Source organism: Desulfosoma sp., assembly GCA_037481875.1.
GTDB lineage: Bacteria > Desulfobacterota > Syntrophobacteria > Syntrophobacterales > DSM-9756 > Desulfosoma.
Map to the genome: position 1 here is coordinate 64,555 of JBBFKY010000004.1, position 14,860 is coordinate 79,414.

Below are 14,860 nucleotides of genomic sequence, written 5' to 3' on the forward strand. Positions count from 1 at the left end.
TCCGGTTAAGCTTCCCTGGGGTGCACCGTGTTGGAAGAGAGCAAGTCACGAAGCCATGCCGGGGGTTTTAGAGGTTTTCTTTCACCATTCACGCACACATGGACCGTGTAGCCTTGGGCCAGAAGTTCGGGCGGATTCTGTCGATGCACGGCATAATCGAACCGAAGCCTGGCCGGGCGCGGAAAATGAAAGGAAGTTTCCACTTCCAAAACATCGTCGTAAAAGGCAGGCTTCAAATATCGACAGTGGGCTTCAATGACAGGCAGAAAAATCCCCTGTTCTTCCAGGCGACGGTACGTCGTGCCGAGGCACCGAAACCATTCGGCACGACCCGCTTCAAACCAACGCATGTACTGGCCGTAATAGGCTTGTCCCATGGCGTCTGTATCGCCGTAGAGGACTCGTACCACGGCCCGTGTCAATGTCCCTGTTGTGCGTTGTGAAACCACGGTTTTCTCCGGGTGTTTTCAGGAGTCCATGGGCTTTTTCATGAAACGATGGAAAAGAGCGGCCCCGCTTTCCATGTGCAGTCCGGATTCTCGAGCCGCCGCTTCGCAAAAGACGATCTTGTCATTCTTGACGACCCCTTTGGCCAGATGGCCTTGAAACAGGGTGAAAAGAGACGGTTCCGCCACATGGGTTCGAACACTCAAAGGTGTCAGGTGATCGGCGGCTACAAGCACATGGCAGGATTCATAATCCATCAGACCTTTCAATACAGGCCCCACAACTTTGGCGTCAAAATCTTCGATGGCTTGGACCTTTTTAGCCAGGCTTCCTTCATGGCCAGCTTCGTCCGGAGCTTCCACGTGCACAAAGGCCAGGTCCACTTCCCGAAGAGCTTTCAAGGCTGCTTCAACTTTGCCGGCGTAATTGGTGTCCAGATACCCTGTGGCTCCCGGCACATGGATCGGCTCCAAACCTGCATAAATGCCTAGGCCTTTGAGAAGATCCACTGCGGAAATCATCACGCCGCGAACCCCGAAGCGATCCTGGAGCGTAGGCATGGACGGCGCCTTTCCTTGTCCCCAGAGCCATACAGCGTTGGCTTCTTTGAGCCCGGCTTGCCGCCTTCTTTGATTGACGGGGTTTTCGGCAAGAATGTCTCGGCATCGTTGCGTGAAGACTCTGAGAACATCCGTTGTTTCATAAACTTTCTTATAGGTCGCCGTGGGTTCTCCGAGAATGTCGTGAGGAGGTGTGGTGTCGAGCGCCGTCAAGCCTCCTTCCCAAACCAGAAGATGACGGTAACTGACACCGGGGTAGAGCTTCACAGGAAGTCCTTCGCACGCCTTTTGTAAACCGCGAATGATTTCATGAGATTCAGCCGAAGAGATGTGTCCGGCCGAATAGTCTTCCATGCGCTCCGTTCCCGCATCGTCGTGGCTCAGGGTTACCAAGTTGCAGCGAAACGCCACGTCTGTTGGGCCGAGAACCACCCCCAGGCTGGCTGCTTCCAGGGGAGCTCGGCCCGTGTGGTATTGCACAGGATCGTAGCCCAAGAGGGCCATGTTGGCGATATCGCTTCCCGGTTCCATGCCGAAAGGGATGGTTTGCACGGTGCCGATTTCGCCCATTTGAGCGAGGCGTGTCATGGACGGCGTGTGGGACACTTCCAAAGGGGTACGACCTCCCAAGGAAGCCACGGGATAATCCCCCATGCCGTCACCTACCAGAATCACGTACTTGGTTTTCATGAGGCTTCGGCCTTATGCGTTGGATACGGCGTTATCGGTTCGATCTTCGATGCGAATCAATTTTGTCGGGCCGCGCACAATGTCCAAGCGGTCAATGGCTTCCAAGGATCGGCGGACATCCTTTTCCACCGCCTCGTGGGTCAGCATGACGATGGGAACGGCCCCTTCCACTTCCCGTCCTTTCTGAATCACGGCCGCGATGCTGATCTGATTGGTGCCGAGAATGCCAGAGATTTTCGATAGGACTCCGGGACGATCCACGGCGGAAAAACGGAAATAATACCGTGTGACCACGTCGTCCATGGATTTGACGGGAATCTCTGTAGTGTGTTCCGGAAGAAAACCCAAAGGAGGCACCCGATGGACGACGCCCATGGCCATGTCCCGAGCCAGATCGATGAGATCGGCGACCACGGCACTGCCCGTGGGCATCATGCCGGCACCAAGTCCGTAAAGCATGATGTTCCCGACGGCGTTTCCGTGAATATGGACAGCGTTGTAGGCACCCCGCACACTGGCCAGCACATGACGTTCCGGAATCAGTGTGGGATGCACACGAAGCTCCAGTTGCCCGTCCGCATGCCTGGCAATGGCCAGAAGTTTGAGGCGGTAACCGAATTCGGCGGCGAACTGCACATCCAACAAATCGATATGGCGGATTCCTTCCACATACACCTTGTCAAAACAAATGGATGTTCCGAAACTCATGGCTCCGGCAATGGCCAGCTTATGAGCCGTATCGATGCCATCCACATCCAAGGAAGGATCCGCTTCGGCGTAACCTTGGCGTTGGGCTTCCGCCAAAGCCTTGGCAAAAGGTAAACCCTCTTCGGTCATGCGCGTGAGAATGTAATTGGCCGTGCCGTTAAGAATACCGAAGAGGGTGTCCAATCGGTTGGCGCTGAGACCTTCTCGTAAGGCCTTAAGAAGGGGAATCCCGCCGGCCACGGACGCTTCAAATCCCACGGACCGACCACACCGGGCGGCGAAAGAAAAGATCTCATTGCCATGGTGCGCCAAGAGGGCCTTGTTGGCGGTTACCACATGTTTTCCGTTCTCTAACGCTCTCAAGATGAAACTTCGAGCAGGTTCCAGACCTCCGATCAGCTCCACCACAATGTGAATGGAGGGATCGTCCAAAATGTCCTGGGCTGAACGGGTCAGAATCCCGGGATCCACAGCCACCGGCCTGGGAGTTTCCAGATCCAGATCGGCCACGCGAACCACATGCAAGGGAACACCTACGCGTGCGTGGATTTCCTTGGCGTTTTCCTTCAGGGTGCGTAGCATGCCGCATCCGACGGTCCCCCAGCCGATGAGTCCGATGCGTATGGAGTCCATAATCTCCGAGTGCTCCTTCCAGATTCAGGGTGCTTCATGCCTCTTGAAAGGCTTTGCGAATTCCGCGAATGGCCTGCTTGATGCGCATCTCGTTTTCCACCAATGCGAACCGGACGTGATCGTCTCCGTATTCCCCAAAGCCCAGCCCGGGAGAGACAGCGACCTTAGCTTTTTCAATAAGGAATTTAGAAAATTCCACGGACCCCATGGATCGAAACCGTTCTGGAATAGGAGCCCACACAAACATGGTGCCTTTGGGTTTGGGCATACGCCACCCGATACGCCGCAATCCATCCACCAGCACGTCTCGGCGGGATCGATAGACATCGACGATTTCCTGAACACAGCTTTGGTCGCCGTTAAGGGCGATAATGGCGGCGATCTGAATCGGCTGAAAGATGCCGTAGTCCAGATAGCTTTTGAGTCGGGTTAACGCGCCCACCATTTCCCGGTTCCCGACACAAAAACCGACTCGCCATCCGGCCATGCTGTAGCTTTTGGACATGGAGAAAAACTCCACGGCCACATCTTTGGCGTCCGGCACCTGCAAAATGCTCGGAGCCTTATAGCCGTCAAAGACAAGATCCGCGTAGGCGAGATCGTGAATGACCATGAGGTGATGGTCCTTGGCAAAGGCCACAACCTTTTCAAAAAACGGCAGATCCACCACGGCCGTGGTGGGATTGTGGGGAAACGAGATAATGAGCATCTTCGGACGCGGCCACGTTTGTTTGGCGGCGATCTGAAGGTCTTCAAAAAAGTCTCTATCAGGAGCGATGGGAATGGAGCGGAGATCGCCTCCGGCGATCACCACCGAGTACGGGTGGATGGGATAGGTCGGGTTTGGTGAAAAGACCACATCCCCGGGATTGACCAGGGCCAGGACCAGATGGGAAAGGCCTTCCTTGGCGCCGATGGTGACCACCGCCTCCGTTTCGGGATCCAGATCCACATCGTAGCGGCGCTTATACCAATCCACAATGGCATGACGCAGCTTGGTGATGCCTCGAGATGCCGAGTAACGATGGTTATGGGGTTTTTGGGCTGCTTCCACCAATTTGTCCACAATGTGCTGAGGCGTGGGAAGATCGGGATTTCCCATGCCGAGATCGATAATGTCTTCACCGGCTCGCCGCCTTTCCATCTTCAAGGCGTTCACTTGGGCGAAGACGTAAGGCGGAAGGCGGCGCATGCGGGTAAATTGTTCGATGTTGAAATTCATGGGGATCACCTCTCTCTTTTTTGAAAGCTTTCAAGCTAAAATAGACCCATGCAGATGTCAAAAAAAAGATGACATCAACTCTTGAAACCGACGCAAGGACTCCCGATGGGCGGCCTGAAGATCCCCATGACGTCGAATGACGTCATGGAGGGCTCGGGCGAAAATTTCCGCGCTTTGTTCATCCTGGCAAACCAGCAATCCATCCACCGTAGCCAAAAGGCTCCGCCGTACCACGGTTTCAGGCTCATATCGATCGCCGATGGCCTTCATGTTCATATCATCGGAAAGAAGCACACCCTTAAAGTTCCATGCCTCCCTTAAAAGACCTCTGTTGATTTTCCAGGAAAGGGAGCCTGGCCACTCGGAATCCCAAAAGGTATAGACGGCATGCGAAGTCATGACAGCTCGAACCCCGCATCGCACGGCTTCGCGAAAAGGAAGCAGATCCTCTCGAGCCTTCGCTGCCTTCTCGGCCTTCACTACGGGAAGCTGCTCATGAGGGTCCAGCTCTGCTGTGCCAAGTCCCGGAAAATGCTTGGCGGTGGCGGCGACTCCGTTTTCTTGAAGACATCGAATCCAGAGGGACCCAAGGTGCGCCGTCTTTTGAGGACAGTCTCCAAGGGATCGGGATCCCAGGAAATGTTCCTGAGGATTCCTCACCACATCCAACACGGGGGCCAAGTTGATATGAATCCCCAGACGACGCAGTCCTTGGGCCGTTTTCGACACTTGATCACAAAGGGTCGTGGCACATTGTGCCGACCCCGCCGCGTCGGCTGCCTTGGCCAGTTCCAGAGCCGAAGGGCAAGGGCCCAAGACTTTGGCCAGCCGTTGCACCGAACCCCCTTCTTCGTCCACGGCCCACAGAAGAGGGCGCCCCAGTTCAGAGCGAGCCCAGGCGTTGGCTTCCTGAATCAGGGCCTTCACCTGAGAAGCCTCCACGATGTTACGACGAAAAAGGACCAAACCTCCAGGGCGCAAGGCACGTAACCAGGAACGCAAGGTGTCCTTCCATTCGGTTCCTTGAAATCCCAGAAACAAATGCCGACCGGTGGTGTCTTCGGATGATGTTGAAGGAATCATGAATTTTGTTCGAAGGATCGTTTTCGTATCCTTGCCATGCCAAAAGGCGGCCGACTGTACCGGATTCCGCGTCTTCAGTGACGAGAGTGTACTTTCGACCAAGAACGGAGCGCTGTCAAGATAGTGTCGAAAAGAAATCGAAGATTTGTCAGATGGATTTCCACGTTCTATAAAGAAAACTTTCAATCCTCTTGAAAGCGTCTGGAGCTGGATTTGAATACGAAAGGGGTATTGAGTGCATCTGATGATCCTTGCGGCCGGGTATGGAACACGCCTTCGCCCGTTGACCCACGTGAGGCCCAAAGCCTTGTGTCCCATATGGGGACGACCGCTGCTGGATCGTTGGATTCAGCAAGCAGCCCAGGAAGGTTTTCGGCAGGTTTTGGTCAACGCGCACCACATGCCTGAAATGATGTTAGACCATCTTCAATCGCAAACATGGCCGATTTCTGTGCGTGTTCTTGTGGAAAAAGAAATATTAGGCACAGGAGGCGGGATTCGTAACGCGTTAACCTTTGTGGAAAACGAGCCTTTGGTGGTTGTCAACGCCGATGTGGCATCGAGAGTGTCCTTACAAAGCCTTGTGGAACGCCATCGGGCGCAGGGGGCTTCGGTCACCATGCTTTTGTGCCGAACACACAGGTTCGATACGGTGCATGTCAGCGCCGATGGCACTCGAGTGACGGGCTTTGGTCACCAGCTGGACTCCATCCCCCCAAAGACTCTTTTCAAGGAAGGCTCAAAGCGCGCAGGTCTTTGGACCTTTTCGGGCATTCAGGTTCTTGACCCTTTTGCGTTTCGGTCCATTGAGCCCGGAAAGCCTTTTCACATCATCGATCTTTACCGCGATTGGATCGCCGAAGGAAGCCCTCCGGCGGCCGTTTGCCGTGAAGATCTGTGGTGGCTGGATGTGGGATCGCTGGAAATTTACTGGAAGCTGCACACAGAGTACTCATCCTTTGACGGGCACGATGGAGGTTTCTTGGATATACCGGCAGGTGGTGTGAGGATTCATCCATCGGCGAGTGTGTCTCCTTCTGCAAGGCTGGACTCGGCCGTTGTGGTGGGAGCTTTTAGTGTCGTCAAAGAATACTGCATGCTACGAAACACGATCCTCTGGAATGAATGTTGCGTGGAACCGGGATCGACCCTTGAAAATTGTGTGGTCACCGACGGAGTCGTTGTGCGAGGAACCCACCGAAACAAGATCTTATTACCTTTCTCGAACCCGATCGACATGGGCTGTCTTTTAAATGGATTGACGCCGCTTTCGAGCGGATCGAGGGGAAAGTGAAGGAAAGCCGCGTGACACGCGTCACAGCGCCGCTGGTTGCGGAAGGCAAAAAGATTTTTGAGGAGCGCACAGAGATTTTCAAAAACCGAGACGACCGCATGGCCTTAATCAAAAGGCGCCTCCTTGCGTGGGGCTTCGATGTTTCCGAGGACTGTCTGTCGCCTCTTGCCGGAGATGGATCGGATCGACGGTTTTACCGGCTTTTTCAACCCCATGGACGTTATGTCGTTCTGGTCAGTGCTCGAAAAAAGGAACCCGTCGACGAAAACGATGCGGTCTATCAGATCGCAAGGCACCTTCATGGAGTGGGCGTGCCGGTGCCCGCCTTGCTGCACGGGGATGTTCATGAAGGCGTGTTCGTTTTTCAAGACCTGGGATCCCTTCATCTTTACGATCTTGTTCATAAAGGCCCGTCCCGAAAACGTCTGAGAGCTTTGTATCATGAAGCCGTAAGGCTTTTGGTGCGGTGTCAACGCCGGGCATGGCAAGGTTTTTCCGCGTCTTGGTGCCATGACGGCAGCCGCTACGACCCGGATTTCGTTTACGAAAGGGAACTGCTGTATTTTCAAAAGGCTTTCCTGGAAGGACTGATGGCTCTCGATCCTCCGCCGTCGGTTGTGGACGACGATTTCCAAAGGCTTGCTTTTAAGGCGGGCGAAGACCGTTTTCATCTCGTTTTTCACAGGGATTATCAAAGTCGAAACCTCATGGTGAGCCAAGGGTCCCTTTGGATCATCGATTTTCAAGGCATGCGTTTCGGCCCGCCGGAATATGACCTGGCGGCGTTGCTCCTGGATCCCTACGTGATGCTGCCTTCTTGGCTCATGGAAGAGCTCGTAAAGGTCTATTGGCGTCTTATGAAGGATTTGTTGGGCGGATCCTATGATGTGTTTCGCGAGCGTTATACCACAGTGGCCCTATGCCGGAGTCTCCAGTTTCTTGCAGCTTTTGCTTTTTTAGGTATGGTGAAAAACAAGCGCCAATTTCTAAGGCACATTCCAGCTGGATGGCGGCGTCTCGTGGAGCTTCTTCAGGGAAAGGCGGGCACCTTATATCCGGGACTGCGAGACTATATACAAACTCTGGCTGCTTCGAAAAGTATTCAGCAAAAGATTCAAGCGGCAGGAAAAAACGTGCTCTTTCGCACGTTTGGCTGAATGAAAGACCGGGTGAATAGCCCGGTTTCCCGTTTGCAGGGGCGAAGCGTCGCCAGACCCCCACCTTGAAACAGAACTAGCCCACCGACAAATTTGTAGGGGCTAGGTATCGCCTTGCTCCTACCCTGAAGAACAAATAGCCCACTTTCAAACTTGCAGGGGCGAAGCGTCCCCTCGTCCCTACTTTCCCCAAGAATCGGTTGGGTCCGGCCGATTTGTGTGTCCCAGGTGTTCAATCTTCAACCATATCGACAAACGATTTGTTCTGCGCCTGAATCATATCCATAAGAGGCACGAAATTCTGTAGTTCTTCCGGCCGAACCCCTTCGGTGGCTTCAAAGAGATCTTTACGAAACCTCTTTCTCAGTCCGATGAAGACTAAAAGCTCGTCACTGTATCTTTCCAGGATGGCATTGATAACCATGGCGGTAAAGCGGTTGCGAAGAGGAATAGCCCGATCTATGACGGCATCGGAAGCTTCCACTTGGTAGGCATGGATGAGTTCGTATTCAAAATCATGGCCGGGATATCGAGGAATCCGCTGTTTGATGAGTTCCATGGGGGTTTGCATCATATCCGTTTCGACGGCAAAGTCCAGATCCCCCACATACGGATACGAACCGATCAGTTCTCCGGAAGAAGACAAAATGTCCCCTGAAACCCCGTCCGCGAAATGGACCGGCACATTTCCACGGCGGAAAGCATAAAGCAATCCGGCCAGCACTCCGACGTCCCCTTGACGTAAAAGGATTTGCTTTTTTTGATCCGAAATAAATGTTTCATTATTGAGTTCGGGAGCGGTGCGCATGTGGACCAGGGTACTGAAGGTAATAGGGTTTTCATCCAAAGCCAGCCGACTGGGAGAAGTTTTTTCCAAAAAGGCAAGCAGCTTTTCAAAGAGGTCCACGCCTCGTTCGGTTCCTACGGCCACAAAAGAGGTGATAGGCATTGGGGTTCCATTCCTTGTTGTGTAGGATAGATCCTTTGGCTTCATTCATGGTGCCTTGGCCAAAATCGGCTCGTCAGATCCAAATGGACGCATCGTCGAGCCATAATGACTGTGAGGTAAACGTACAAAATTTCCTCCTGTCATCCAAGAGAAAAGAGCCTACGAGTAGGCGCCGCTTATCCTTGTATAAAGAAAGAAATTCTTGTCTCATGAAACGTGGAAAGGTTGTGGAAAAGCTCATGGGCACAAAAGCATGCATCGAAGACGGCGGCCAGTTGGAAACAGTTATGGAATCAAGTTGTTTCTCTAAGCCTAAAAGAATCCGAGGAATGTGCATCGCTATACTGGTCGGTTTTTTCTGGGTCTGTCTCGGTGCATGCGGGCAAGGCCCTGAAGTTTTTCAGACAACCAAGCCCTTGATGGGCACAGTGGTGACCATCAGTGTGGTTTCCCAGGATGCACGGCGTGCTTATGAGGCCCTGGAGACCGCCTTTGACGAGATAGCCCGCCTGGAAGCCATGATGAGTGTCTTTCGTGAGGAGAGTGAAGTGAGCCGTGTGAATAGGGAAGCCTCGCAACATCCCGTGCCGGTTTCCGAGGAGCTTTTTCAAGTGATAGAAATGTCTCTCAGCCTTTCTGAGATCACCCATGGAGCCTTTGATATCACGGTTGGACCTCTCATGACCCTTTGGCCTTTTTACAAGAAAGATAAGATTCTTCCTTCCCCACACGCTCTTCAGGAAGCCCTTTCCAATGTGGGGTATCGCCGTTTGGTGGTGTCTCCAAGAGAGCGAAGTGTTTTTTTCTCCACTGCCGGAATGGCTTTGGATTTGGGAGGCATCGCCAAAGGTTTCGCCATCGATCGAGCTGTGGCGGTATTGAAAGACCATGGCATGGCGGCGGCTTTGGTCAACGCCGGTGGAGACATCTTTGCCTACGGTACAAAACCCGATGGTCAACCATGGCGTATCGGCCTACAACATCCCAGGGATCCTCAAACCTTGCTGGCCGTGCTATCGCTTACGGACAGGGCTGTGGTAACTTCGGGAGACTACCAACGTTATTTCCTGAAGGATGGAAAACGTTACAGCCACATTGTGGATCCTCGAAACGGCTTTACAGCCCAAGAAACGGCTAGTGTGACGGTGATTGCAGATAGGGCCGCCTATGCGGACGCTTTGGCTACCGGGATTCTCGTGCTAGGCGTCAAAGAGGGTATGGCCCTGGTGGAATCTCTTCCCGGAGTGCATGCTCTGATTGTCAAGGAAGGAGAGAACAGAGGCTTGGATCTCTATGTTTCTCGAGGGTTTCCTCAGACTTTGGACGAGGCTTTCCTGGCCTCTCAAGGTGTCAAACTGATCCCTGTGGATCGGTGAAAGCTTTTTTCATGGATTTTCTTCGGGTTCTACAGCGCAGACGGAAGCTACCTTCCGCGGATCCAATCGGTATGGACTTCCGGTCCCCTGGTAAAAACCATGGGCTTCAATAAGGTGAAGGGAAAGATCGGTCCATTGAAGGCTTTCCCCTGTATCTAAGCGTTCCAGATGAATGTGTGTCTTGGGGTAAAGGCCTGGATGACCCCAAGGGCAAGGCAGACGCCCACGAAAATCGTGCAGTTCCACACGCCATATTCCATCCACGACCACAGGACCGCCATATGCCTTTTTGGCGGCTTCCGTCAGAGCCCGCAAGCGATTGGCAATGGCCTGATGGGTGAGGCCCAGAGCCTTTACGGTGCGTTCATCTTCCGAGAGAATGGTCACCAGCGGACGTGGGTCATTGGCCAAAAAGCCATAGAAAGCTTCACCACCCCGCAGACGTGCTTCCACCGCATCCAGTTCCGGGCTTTGATAAACGGGATATTTTCCCATGGAATGCACTCTCCTGGATCATGTCTCTCAAGGGAAACATACGATCCTTTTCCTGGAAGAGTGGGACTTATCCCTGATCATGATACAGGCGAAATTCCAGGCTTCCAGGCAACAGTCGGGTTTCAGGCTTGAAGGGGCGTGGCGTTGCCCCGTCCGTTGTTTGAATCGGCATTCGATACCACGCTCTTTGTCTTTTTTGGACCGCTTCCTAACCGAACTTGTCAAAAAAGATACGATCTTCGGTGACTCCCTTAGCCGTGAGCAATTTCACGGCGGCGTTGATCATCAAGGGGTTTCCGCACAGATAGGCTTCCATTTGGGATCCGTCGGTGACATCTCGAGCCACTGCATCTGTGACATACCCGGTTTCTCCATCCCAATGATCTTCAGGAAGGGGATCCGATAACACCGGAACATAGCGCAGCCGAGGCAATTTTTGCAGGAGCTCCTGAATCTCGTCTTGATAAAAGAGATCCTTACGACTTTTTACTCCGAAATAAAGCGTGCACGGACGGTCAATGTGTTCGTCAGCCATTTGGTACAGGATGGACATGAGAGGAGCCAGGCCGGAACCTGTGCCGATCATGATCATATATCGATCAGAATGCCGCAGATAAAAATCCCCGTAAGGGCCGTTGATGAGAACCTCGTCTCCTTCCTTAAGAAAATTGTGAACGTAGGTGGTAGCGATTCCTCGTTCCACTCGAGTGATCACCAATTTGATTTCGGTTTTAAGCCGTGCCGGGGACGCAATGGAATAAGCGCGATAAACGGGTTCCGAGGATCCTGGATACTCTGGAACCTGGAATTGAATGAATTGGCCGGGCTTAAAGACGATTTCGGAGGGTTCAAGAAGTTTGAGATGGACTTCTTTGATGAAGGGGGTAAGCGGCTTTAAGCTGATGACCTGAGTCCGGTATTCCTTGATCAGGAAAAAGGCTTCGGGAATTTCAATGCGAATGTTCCTTCGAATACGAACCTGGCAGGACAACCGGATTCCGTTTCTTAATTCTTCCTCGCTCATGTAGGGCGTTTCCGTGGGCAAGATAGGGCCGGCGCCTTCAAGGACCTTCACCTTGCATAGTCCGCAACTTCCTCGGCCACCGCAGGCAGACGGGATGAAAAGCCCATGGTCCATGAGGGTGCTCAAAAGACGGCCACCGCCTTTGACCGTGAATTCCTTGGCTCCTTCATTGATAGAAACCTGGCATGGGCCGTAATCGGCAAAGACGGTGTTGGCTGCTTCCAAAAGCAAAGCCAGCAGGGCACATAGACCGCTGAGGGCAAGAAGTCCGAGCAGAAGGGTCATCATGAGGGCGCCTCATCCCATTTGAATCATGCCGCTAAAAGCCATAAAGGAGAGGGCCATGAGTCCGGCGACGATAAGGCTGATGCCGGGTCCTTCCAAGGCCTTAGGTATAGGGGCTTTCTTGAGCTTTTCTCGAATTCCTGCCAGAGCAGCGATGGCAAGCATCCAGCCGAGTCCCCCTCCGAACCCATAAGCGACCGACTGCACAAAGTTGTATTTCCGAATGACCATGAACAAACAGACCCCAAGAATGGCACAGTTGACCGTAATCAGGGGCAAAAAGACTCCCAGAACCACATAAAGGCGCGGTGAATATCGGTCGATGACCATTTCCACAAGCTGTACAAAGGCGGCGATGACGATAATAAAGGCGATAAACCGAAAATGGACCAGATGAAAAGGGACCAAAAGGTAATGATACACGAGGTAATTCAACGCTGTGGTGCAGGTCATGACAAAGGTGACGGCGAGTCCGAGGCCGACGGCCGAAGGAAGCTCTCTGGAAATGGCCAAAAAGGAACACATACCCAAAAAATTGGCTAAAAGAATGTTGTTGGTAAAGATAGAAGCAAAGAAAATGATCGGAGCGCTCAATGAACTTTCCATAACATCTTCCTACAAGATTCTAAGGCTTACCTTGAGTTTTCTTATGTTCCAGAGTATAGGCAATCCAGATGAAAACGGCGAGCATGAAAAAACCGGCCGGGGCCATAATCATGATTGTCCAGGGAACCCATGTCGAGGGCATCAGGGGCTTGCCGAAGAGGGTCCCAAAGCCCAAAAGCTCTCTGACGGTGGCGATAATGAGAAGTACAAGGGCGTATCCGACACCTGAAGCAATACCGTCGAGAAAAGCGGGCCAGACGGGATTGTTCCTGGCAAAACCTTCACATCGTCCCATGATGATACAGTTGGTGATGATCAGGCCCACATAAGGCCCAAGCGCTTCACTGATGTCGGGCAGATAGGCCTTGAGGAAGATGTCTACCATCATCACGTAGGAAGCGATAATCAACACCTGGACCATCATGCGAATGCGTTCAGGGGTGATCTTACGCAGTGCCGAGACCGTAGCGCTGGACATGGCGGTCACAAAAATAAGGCCCAGCCCCATAATCAAGGTATTGGTCATGAGGTTGGTGACGGCCAGGGCGGAACAGATTCCAAGAATTTGGCGAAAGACAGGATTTTCTTCCCATACGCCTTTACGAAATAGAGTCCGTACCTGGGTCTTGGCCATGACTTGTCCTCTTTTTTCGGTTCCGTTACACGCGCTGCATCTTTTTTTGTTCCAAAAGAAGCGGGATGGTTTGCTTCAGCTCATCATCGAGAAATTTTTCAAGACGCTTTGAAGTTTCGGTGGCTCCCGTGATGGCATCCAGTTCCGTTGGACCCGAAGCTGTTCCCGGTGTTTTGAGGTAAAAAAATCGAAGACCTGTCGAAGGCACCTGCAACGGGCGGCCTTGAAACTGCTTTTGAAACCAATCTTCCGTGATACGTCCTCCAAGCCCCGGTGTTTCACTATGTCGATAAAATGCAATTCCCAAGATACGTTCCACTTTGGGATCAACAGCCACCATGGCTTCGATGGCTCCCCAAAACCCGGGTCCTGAGACAGGAAAAGCATACCCGATAACGGTGGATGCATCTTTATCGAGACCCACGTAAAGTGGGCGGTCTCCCAGAGACGCCAGACGGATTCTCCGGGAAAAAGTGGTGGATACCTCTTGGTCCGTGGCCTGAGGTTCAAGATGAATGTTCAGCACATGCAGCACCAGCGCTTGCATTTTCCTGTCTTCATTAAGCTTGATGCGGTCTTGATGAAGCAGATTCAGCCCGCTGACCGCGGCCGTAAACACCAAAGACAAGAGGAACATGTAAAGGGTTGAGAAAAGGCGCCCTTTCATGAGGAAATCCCTTTTTCAGACCTTCTTTTTTGGACGTCTTGCACGGCTCGGTCCAAAAGTGGGACAAAAGTGTTCATAAACAACACGGAAAACATGATCCCTTCCGGAAAATTGGACCAGCGTCGCAGCACGATGGTGAGAGCTCCAATGGCCATGCCGTAAATCCACTGCGCAGGTTTGGTCTTGGGACCGCTGATGGGTTCCGTGACCACGAAGAAGGCTCCGAAAAGAAGGGATCCTGCCATCATGAAGGTGACGGGATCGGGGATCCCTGGAATTTTAAGGACATAAAAAATGGAGGCTGCCAGAAAGGCTCCAAGTAGGCATGAAAAAGCCAATCGCCATTGGGCCGCCTTTTTGTACAAAATGTAAGCTCCTCCCAAAGCGATAAGCACGGCGCTGGTTTCCCCCATGGAACCGGAGACATTGCCCCAGATGAGGGGTTTTAATGGCACTGTTTCACCTGCCTGGATCAGTTTTAAGGGAGTGGCTGCCGTGACGGCGTCCACCGAAGGAAGCCAGGAACTGAAACCTTGCCACAAGGAAGGGAAGGGGGAAACCCAGCCGGCGGTCAATGCCAAAGGAAAGCTGATGTAAACAAAACAACGTCCCACCATGGCGGGGTTGTAAATATTGTAGCCGAAACCTCCAAAAGCCATCTTTCCGAAAATAACACCGAAAACGATGCCGACCGCTGCAATCCATAGGGGAACGGTGGGGGGAAGGCTGAGCGCATAGATAAGGCAAGAGACGAAAACCGCGGAGGTCACCGGTTTGCCCTGACGCCATGTAAAGGCGGCCTCGGCGGCTATTCCGGCCGCCAGCACAACACCTGTGACCCAAAGAGCTCTTAGTCCGAAAAAGGCGACGGCGCCTAAAAGACACGGGATCAATCCGACAACAACCCGCATCATCACAGGCTGCATAAGAAAACGTTTCTTGGCGGAACCCGTGGTCGTTTGTGTTGAAAACATTCCTTGATCCCTTCGGTGTAACCGACTTCAGCCCTCGTATCTGCTTACAAGACGGA

15 protein-coding genes are annotated in these 14,860 nt (G+C 52.8%); 3 read left to right on the forward strand and 12 right to left on the reverse strand.

Features of this window, described 5'->3' with window-relative positions; genetic code table 11:
• Positions 1 to 5: 5 nt before the first annotated feature.
• The 5 genes from WHS46_07210 to WHS46_07230 are packed head-to-tail and all read right to left on the reverse strand — an operon-like array spanning position 6 to position 5,343.
• Entirely contained in the window at positions 6 to 449 is a 444-nt protein-coding gene (locus tag WHS46_07210) for a thioesterase family protein (protein ID MEJ5348461.1), read from the reverse strand.
• An 18-nt stretch (positions 450 to 467) separates the two neighbouring features.
• Complete coding sequence (locus tag WHS46_07215; GenBank protein ID MEJ5348462.1) at positions 468 to 1,697, reverse strand: cofactor-independent phosphoglycerate mutase; 1,230 nt, start codon at positions 1,695 to 1,697, stop codon at positions 468 to 470.
• A 12-nt stretch (positions 1,698 to 1,709) separates the two neighbouring features.
• Positions 1,710 to 3,038: a homoserine dehydrogenase gene (locus WHS46_07220; protein MEJ5348463.1), complete on the reverse strand. Its 1,329-nt coding sequence runs from the start codon at positions 3,036 to 3,038 to the stop codon at positions 1,710 to 1,712.
• A 34-nt stretch (positions 3,039 to 3,072) separates the two neighbouring features.
• Entirely contained in the window at positions 3,073 to 4,260 is a 1,188-nt protein-coding gene (alaC, locus tag WHS46_07225) for an alanine transaminase (protein ID MEJ5348464.1), read from the reverse strand.
• Positions 4,261 to 4,317: 57 nt separating this feature from the next.
• A complete protein-coding gene (locus WHS46_07230) occupies positions 4,318 to 5,343 on the reverse strand; it encodes a glycoside hydrolase family 3 N-terminal domain-containing protein (protein MEJ5348465.1) in 1,026 nt (341 codons plus the stop codon).
• Positions 5,344 to 5,587: 244 nt separating this feature from the next.
• Between WHS46_07230 and WHS46_07235 the strand changes: the two genes are divergently transcribed.
• Positions 5,588 to 6,637, forward strand: coding sequence for a sugar phosphate nucleotidyltransferase (locus WHS46_07235; GenBank protein ID MEJ5348466.1), 1,050 nt, complete (start codon positions 5,588 to 5,590; stop codon positions 6,635 to 6,637).
• Positions 6,638 to 6,648: 11 nt separating this feature from the next.
• The gene (locus WHS46_07240; protein MEJ5348467.1) at positions 6,649 to 7,794 is read left to right on the forward strand and encodes a phosphotransferase; all 1,146 of its coding nucleotides are present in this window, start codon (positions 6,649 to 6,651) and stop codon (positions 7,792 to 7,794) included.
• 232 nt (positions 7,795 to 8,026) lie between these two features.
• Here WHS46_07240 and WHS46_07245 read toward each other — a convergent pair whose 3' ends face one another.
• Complete coding sequence (locus WHS46_07245) at positions 8,027 to 8,743, reverse strand: hypothetical protein (protein ID MEJ5348468.1); 717 nt, start codon at positions 8,741 to 8,743, stop codon at positions 8,027 to 8,029.
• Between the two features lie 209 nt (positions 8,744 to 8,952).
• Here WHS46_07245 and WHS46_07250 point away from each other — a divergent pair, with 209 nt between their 5' ends.
• The gene (locus tag WHS46_07250; GenBank protein ID MEJ5348469.1) at positions 8,953 to 10,119 is read left to right on the forward strand and encodes an FAD:protein FMN transferase; all 1,167 of its coding nucleotides are present in this window, start codon (positions 8,953 to 8,955) and stop codon (positions 10,117 to 10,119) included.
• 9 nt (positions 10,120 to 10,128) lie between these two features.
• Here the strand turns inward: WHS46_07250 and WHS46_07255 are convergent, their stop codons facing one another.
• The 6 genes from WHS46_07255 to WHS46_07280 all read right to left on the reverse strand — a co-directional run bounded on the left by WHS46_07255 (position 10,129) and on the right by WHS46_07280 (position 14,804).
• Complete coding sequence (locus WHS46_07255; GenBank protein MEJ5348470.1) at positions 10,129 to 10,614, reverse strand: hypothetical protein; 486 nt, start codon at positions 10,612 to 10,614, stop codon at positions 10,129 to 10,131.
• Between the two features lie 208 nt (positions 10,615 to 10,822).
• Positions 10,823 to 11,926 carry a 2Fe-2S iron-sulfur cluster binding domain-containing protein gene (locus tag WHS46_07260; GenBank protein MEJ5348471.1) on the reverse strand — a complete coding sequence of 368 codons (1,104 nt, stop codon included), beginning with the start codon at positions 11,924 to 11,926 and terminating at the stop codon, positions 10,823 to 10,825.
• Positions 11,927 to 11,935: 9 nt separating this feature from the next.
• A complete protein-coding gene (locus tag WHS46_07265; GenBank protein MEJ5348472.1) occupies positions 11,936 to 12,529 on the reverse strand; it encodes an Rnf-Nqr domain containing protein in 594 nt (197 codons plus the stop codon).
• Between the two features lie 19 nt (positions 12,530 to 12,548).
• On the reverse strand, positions 12,549 to 13,163 hold the full coding sequence (locus tag WHS46_07270) for an NADH:ubiquinone reductase (Na(+)-transporting) subunit D (GenBank protein MEJ5348473.1): 615 nt from the start codon (positions 13,161 to 13,163) through the stop codon (positions 12,549 to 12,551).
• Positions 13,164 to 13,188: 25 nt separating this feature from the next.
• The gene (locus tag WHS46_07275; protein MEJ5348474.1) at positions 13,189 to 13,830 is read right to left on the reverse strand and encodes an FMN-binding protein; all 642 of its coding nucleotides are present in this window, start codon (positions 13,828 to 13,830) and stop codon (positions 13,189 to 13,191) included.
• On the reverse strand, positions 13,827 to 14,804 hold the full coding sequence (locus WHS46_07280) for an RnfABCDGE type electron transport complex subunit D (protein MEJ5348475.1): 978 nt from the start codon (positions 14,802 to 14,804) through the stop codon (positions 13,827 to 13,829). Before WHS46_07280 ends, WHS46_07275 begins: the two co-directional genes overlap by 4 nt.
• Positions 14,805 to 14,860 lie beyond the last annotated feature (56 nt).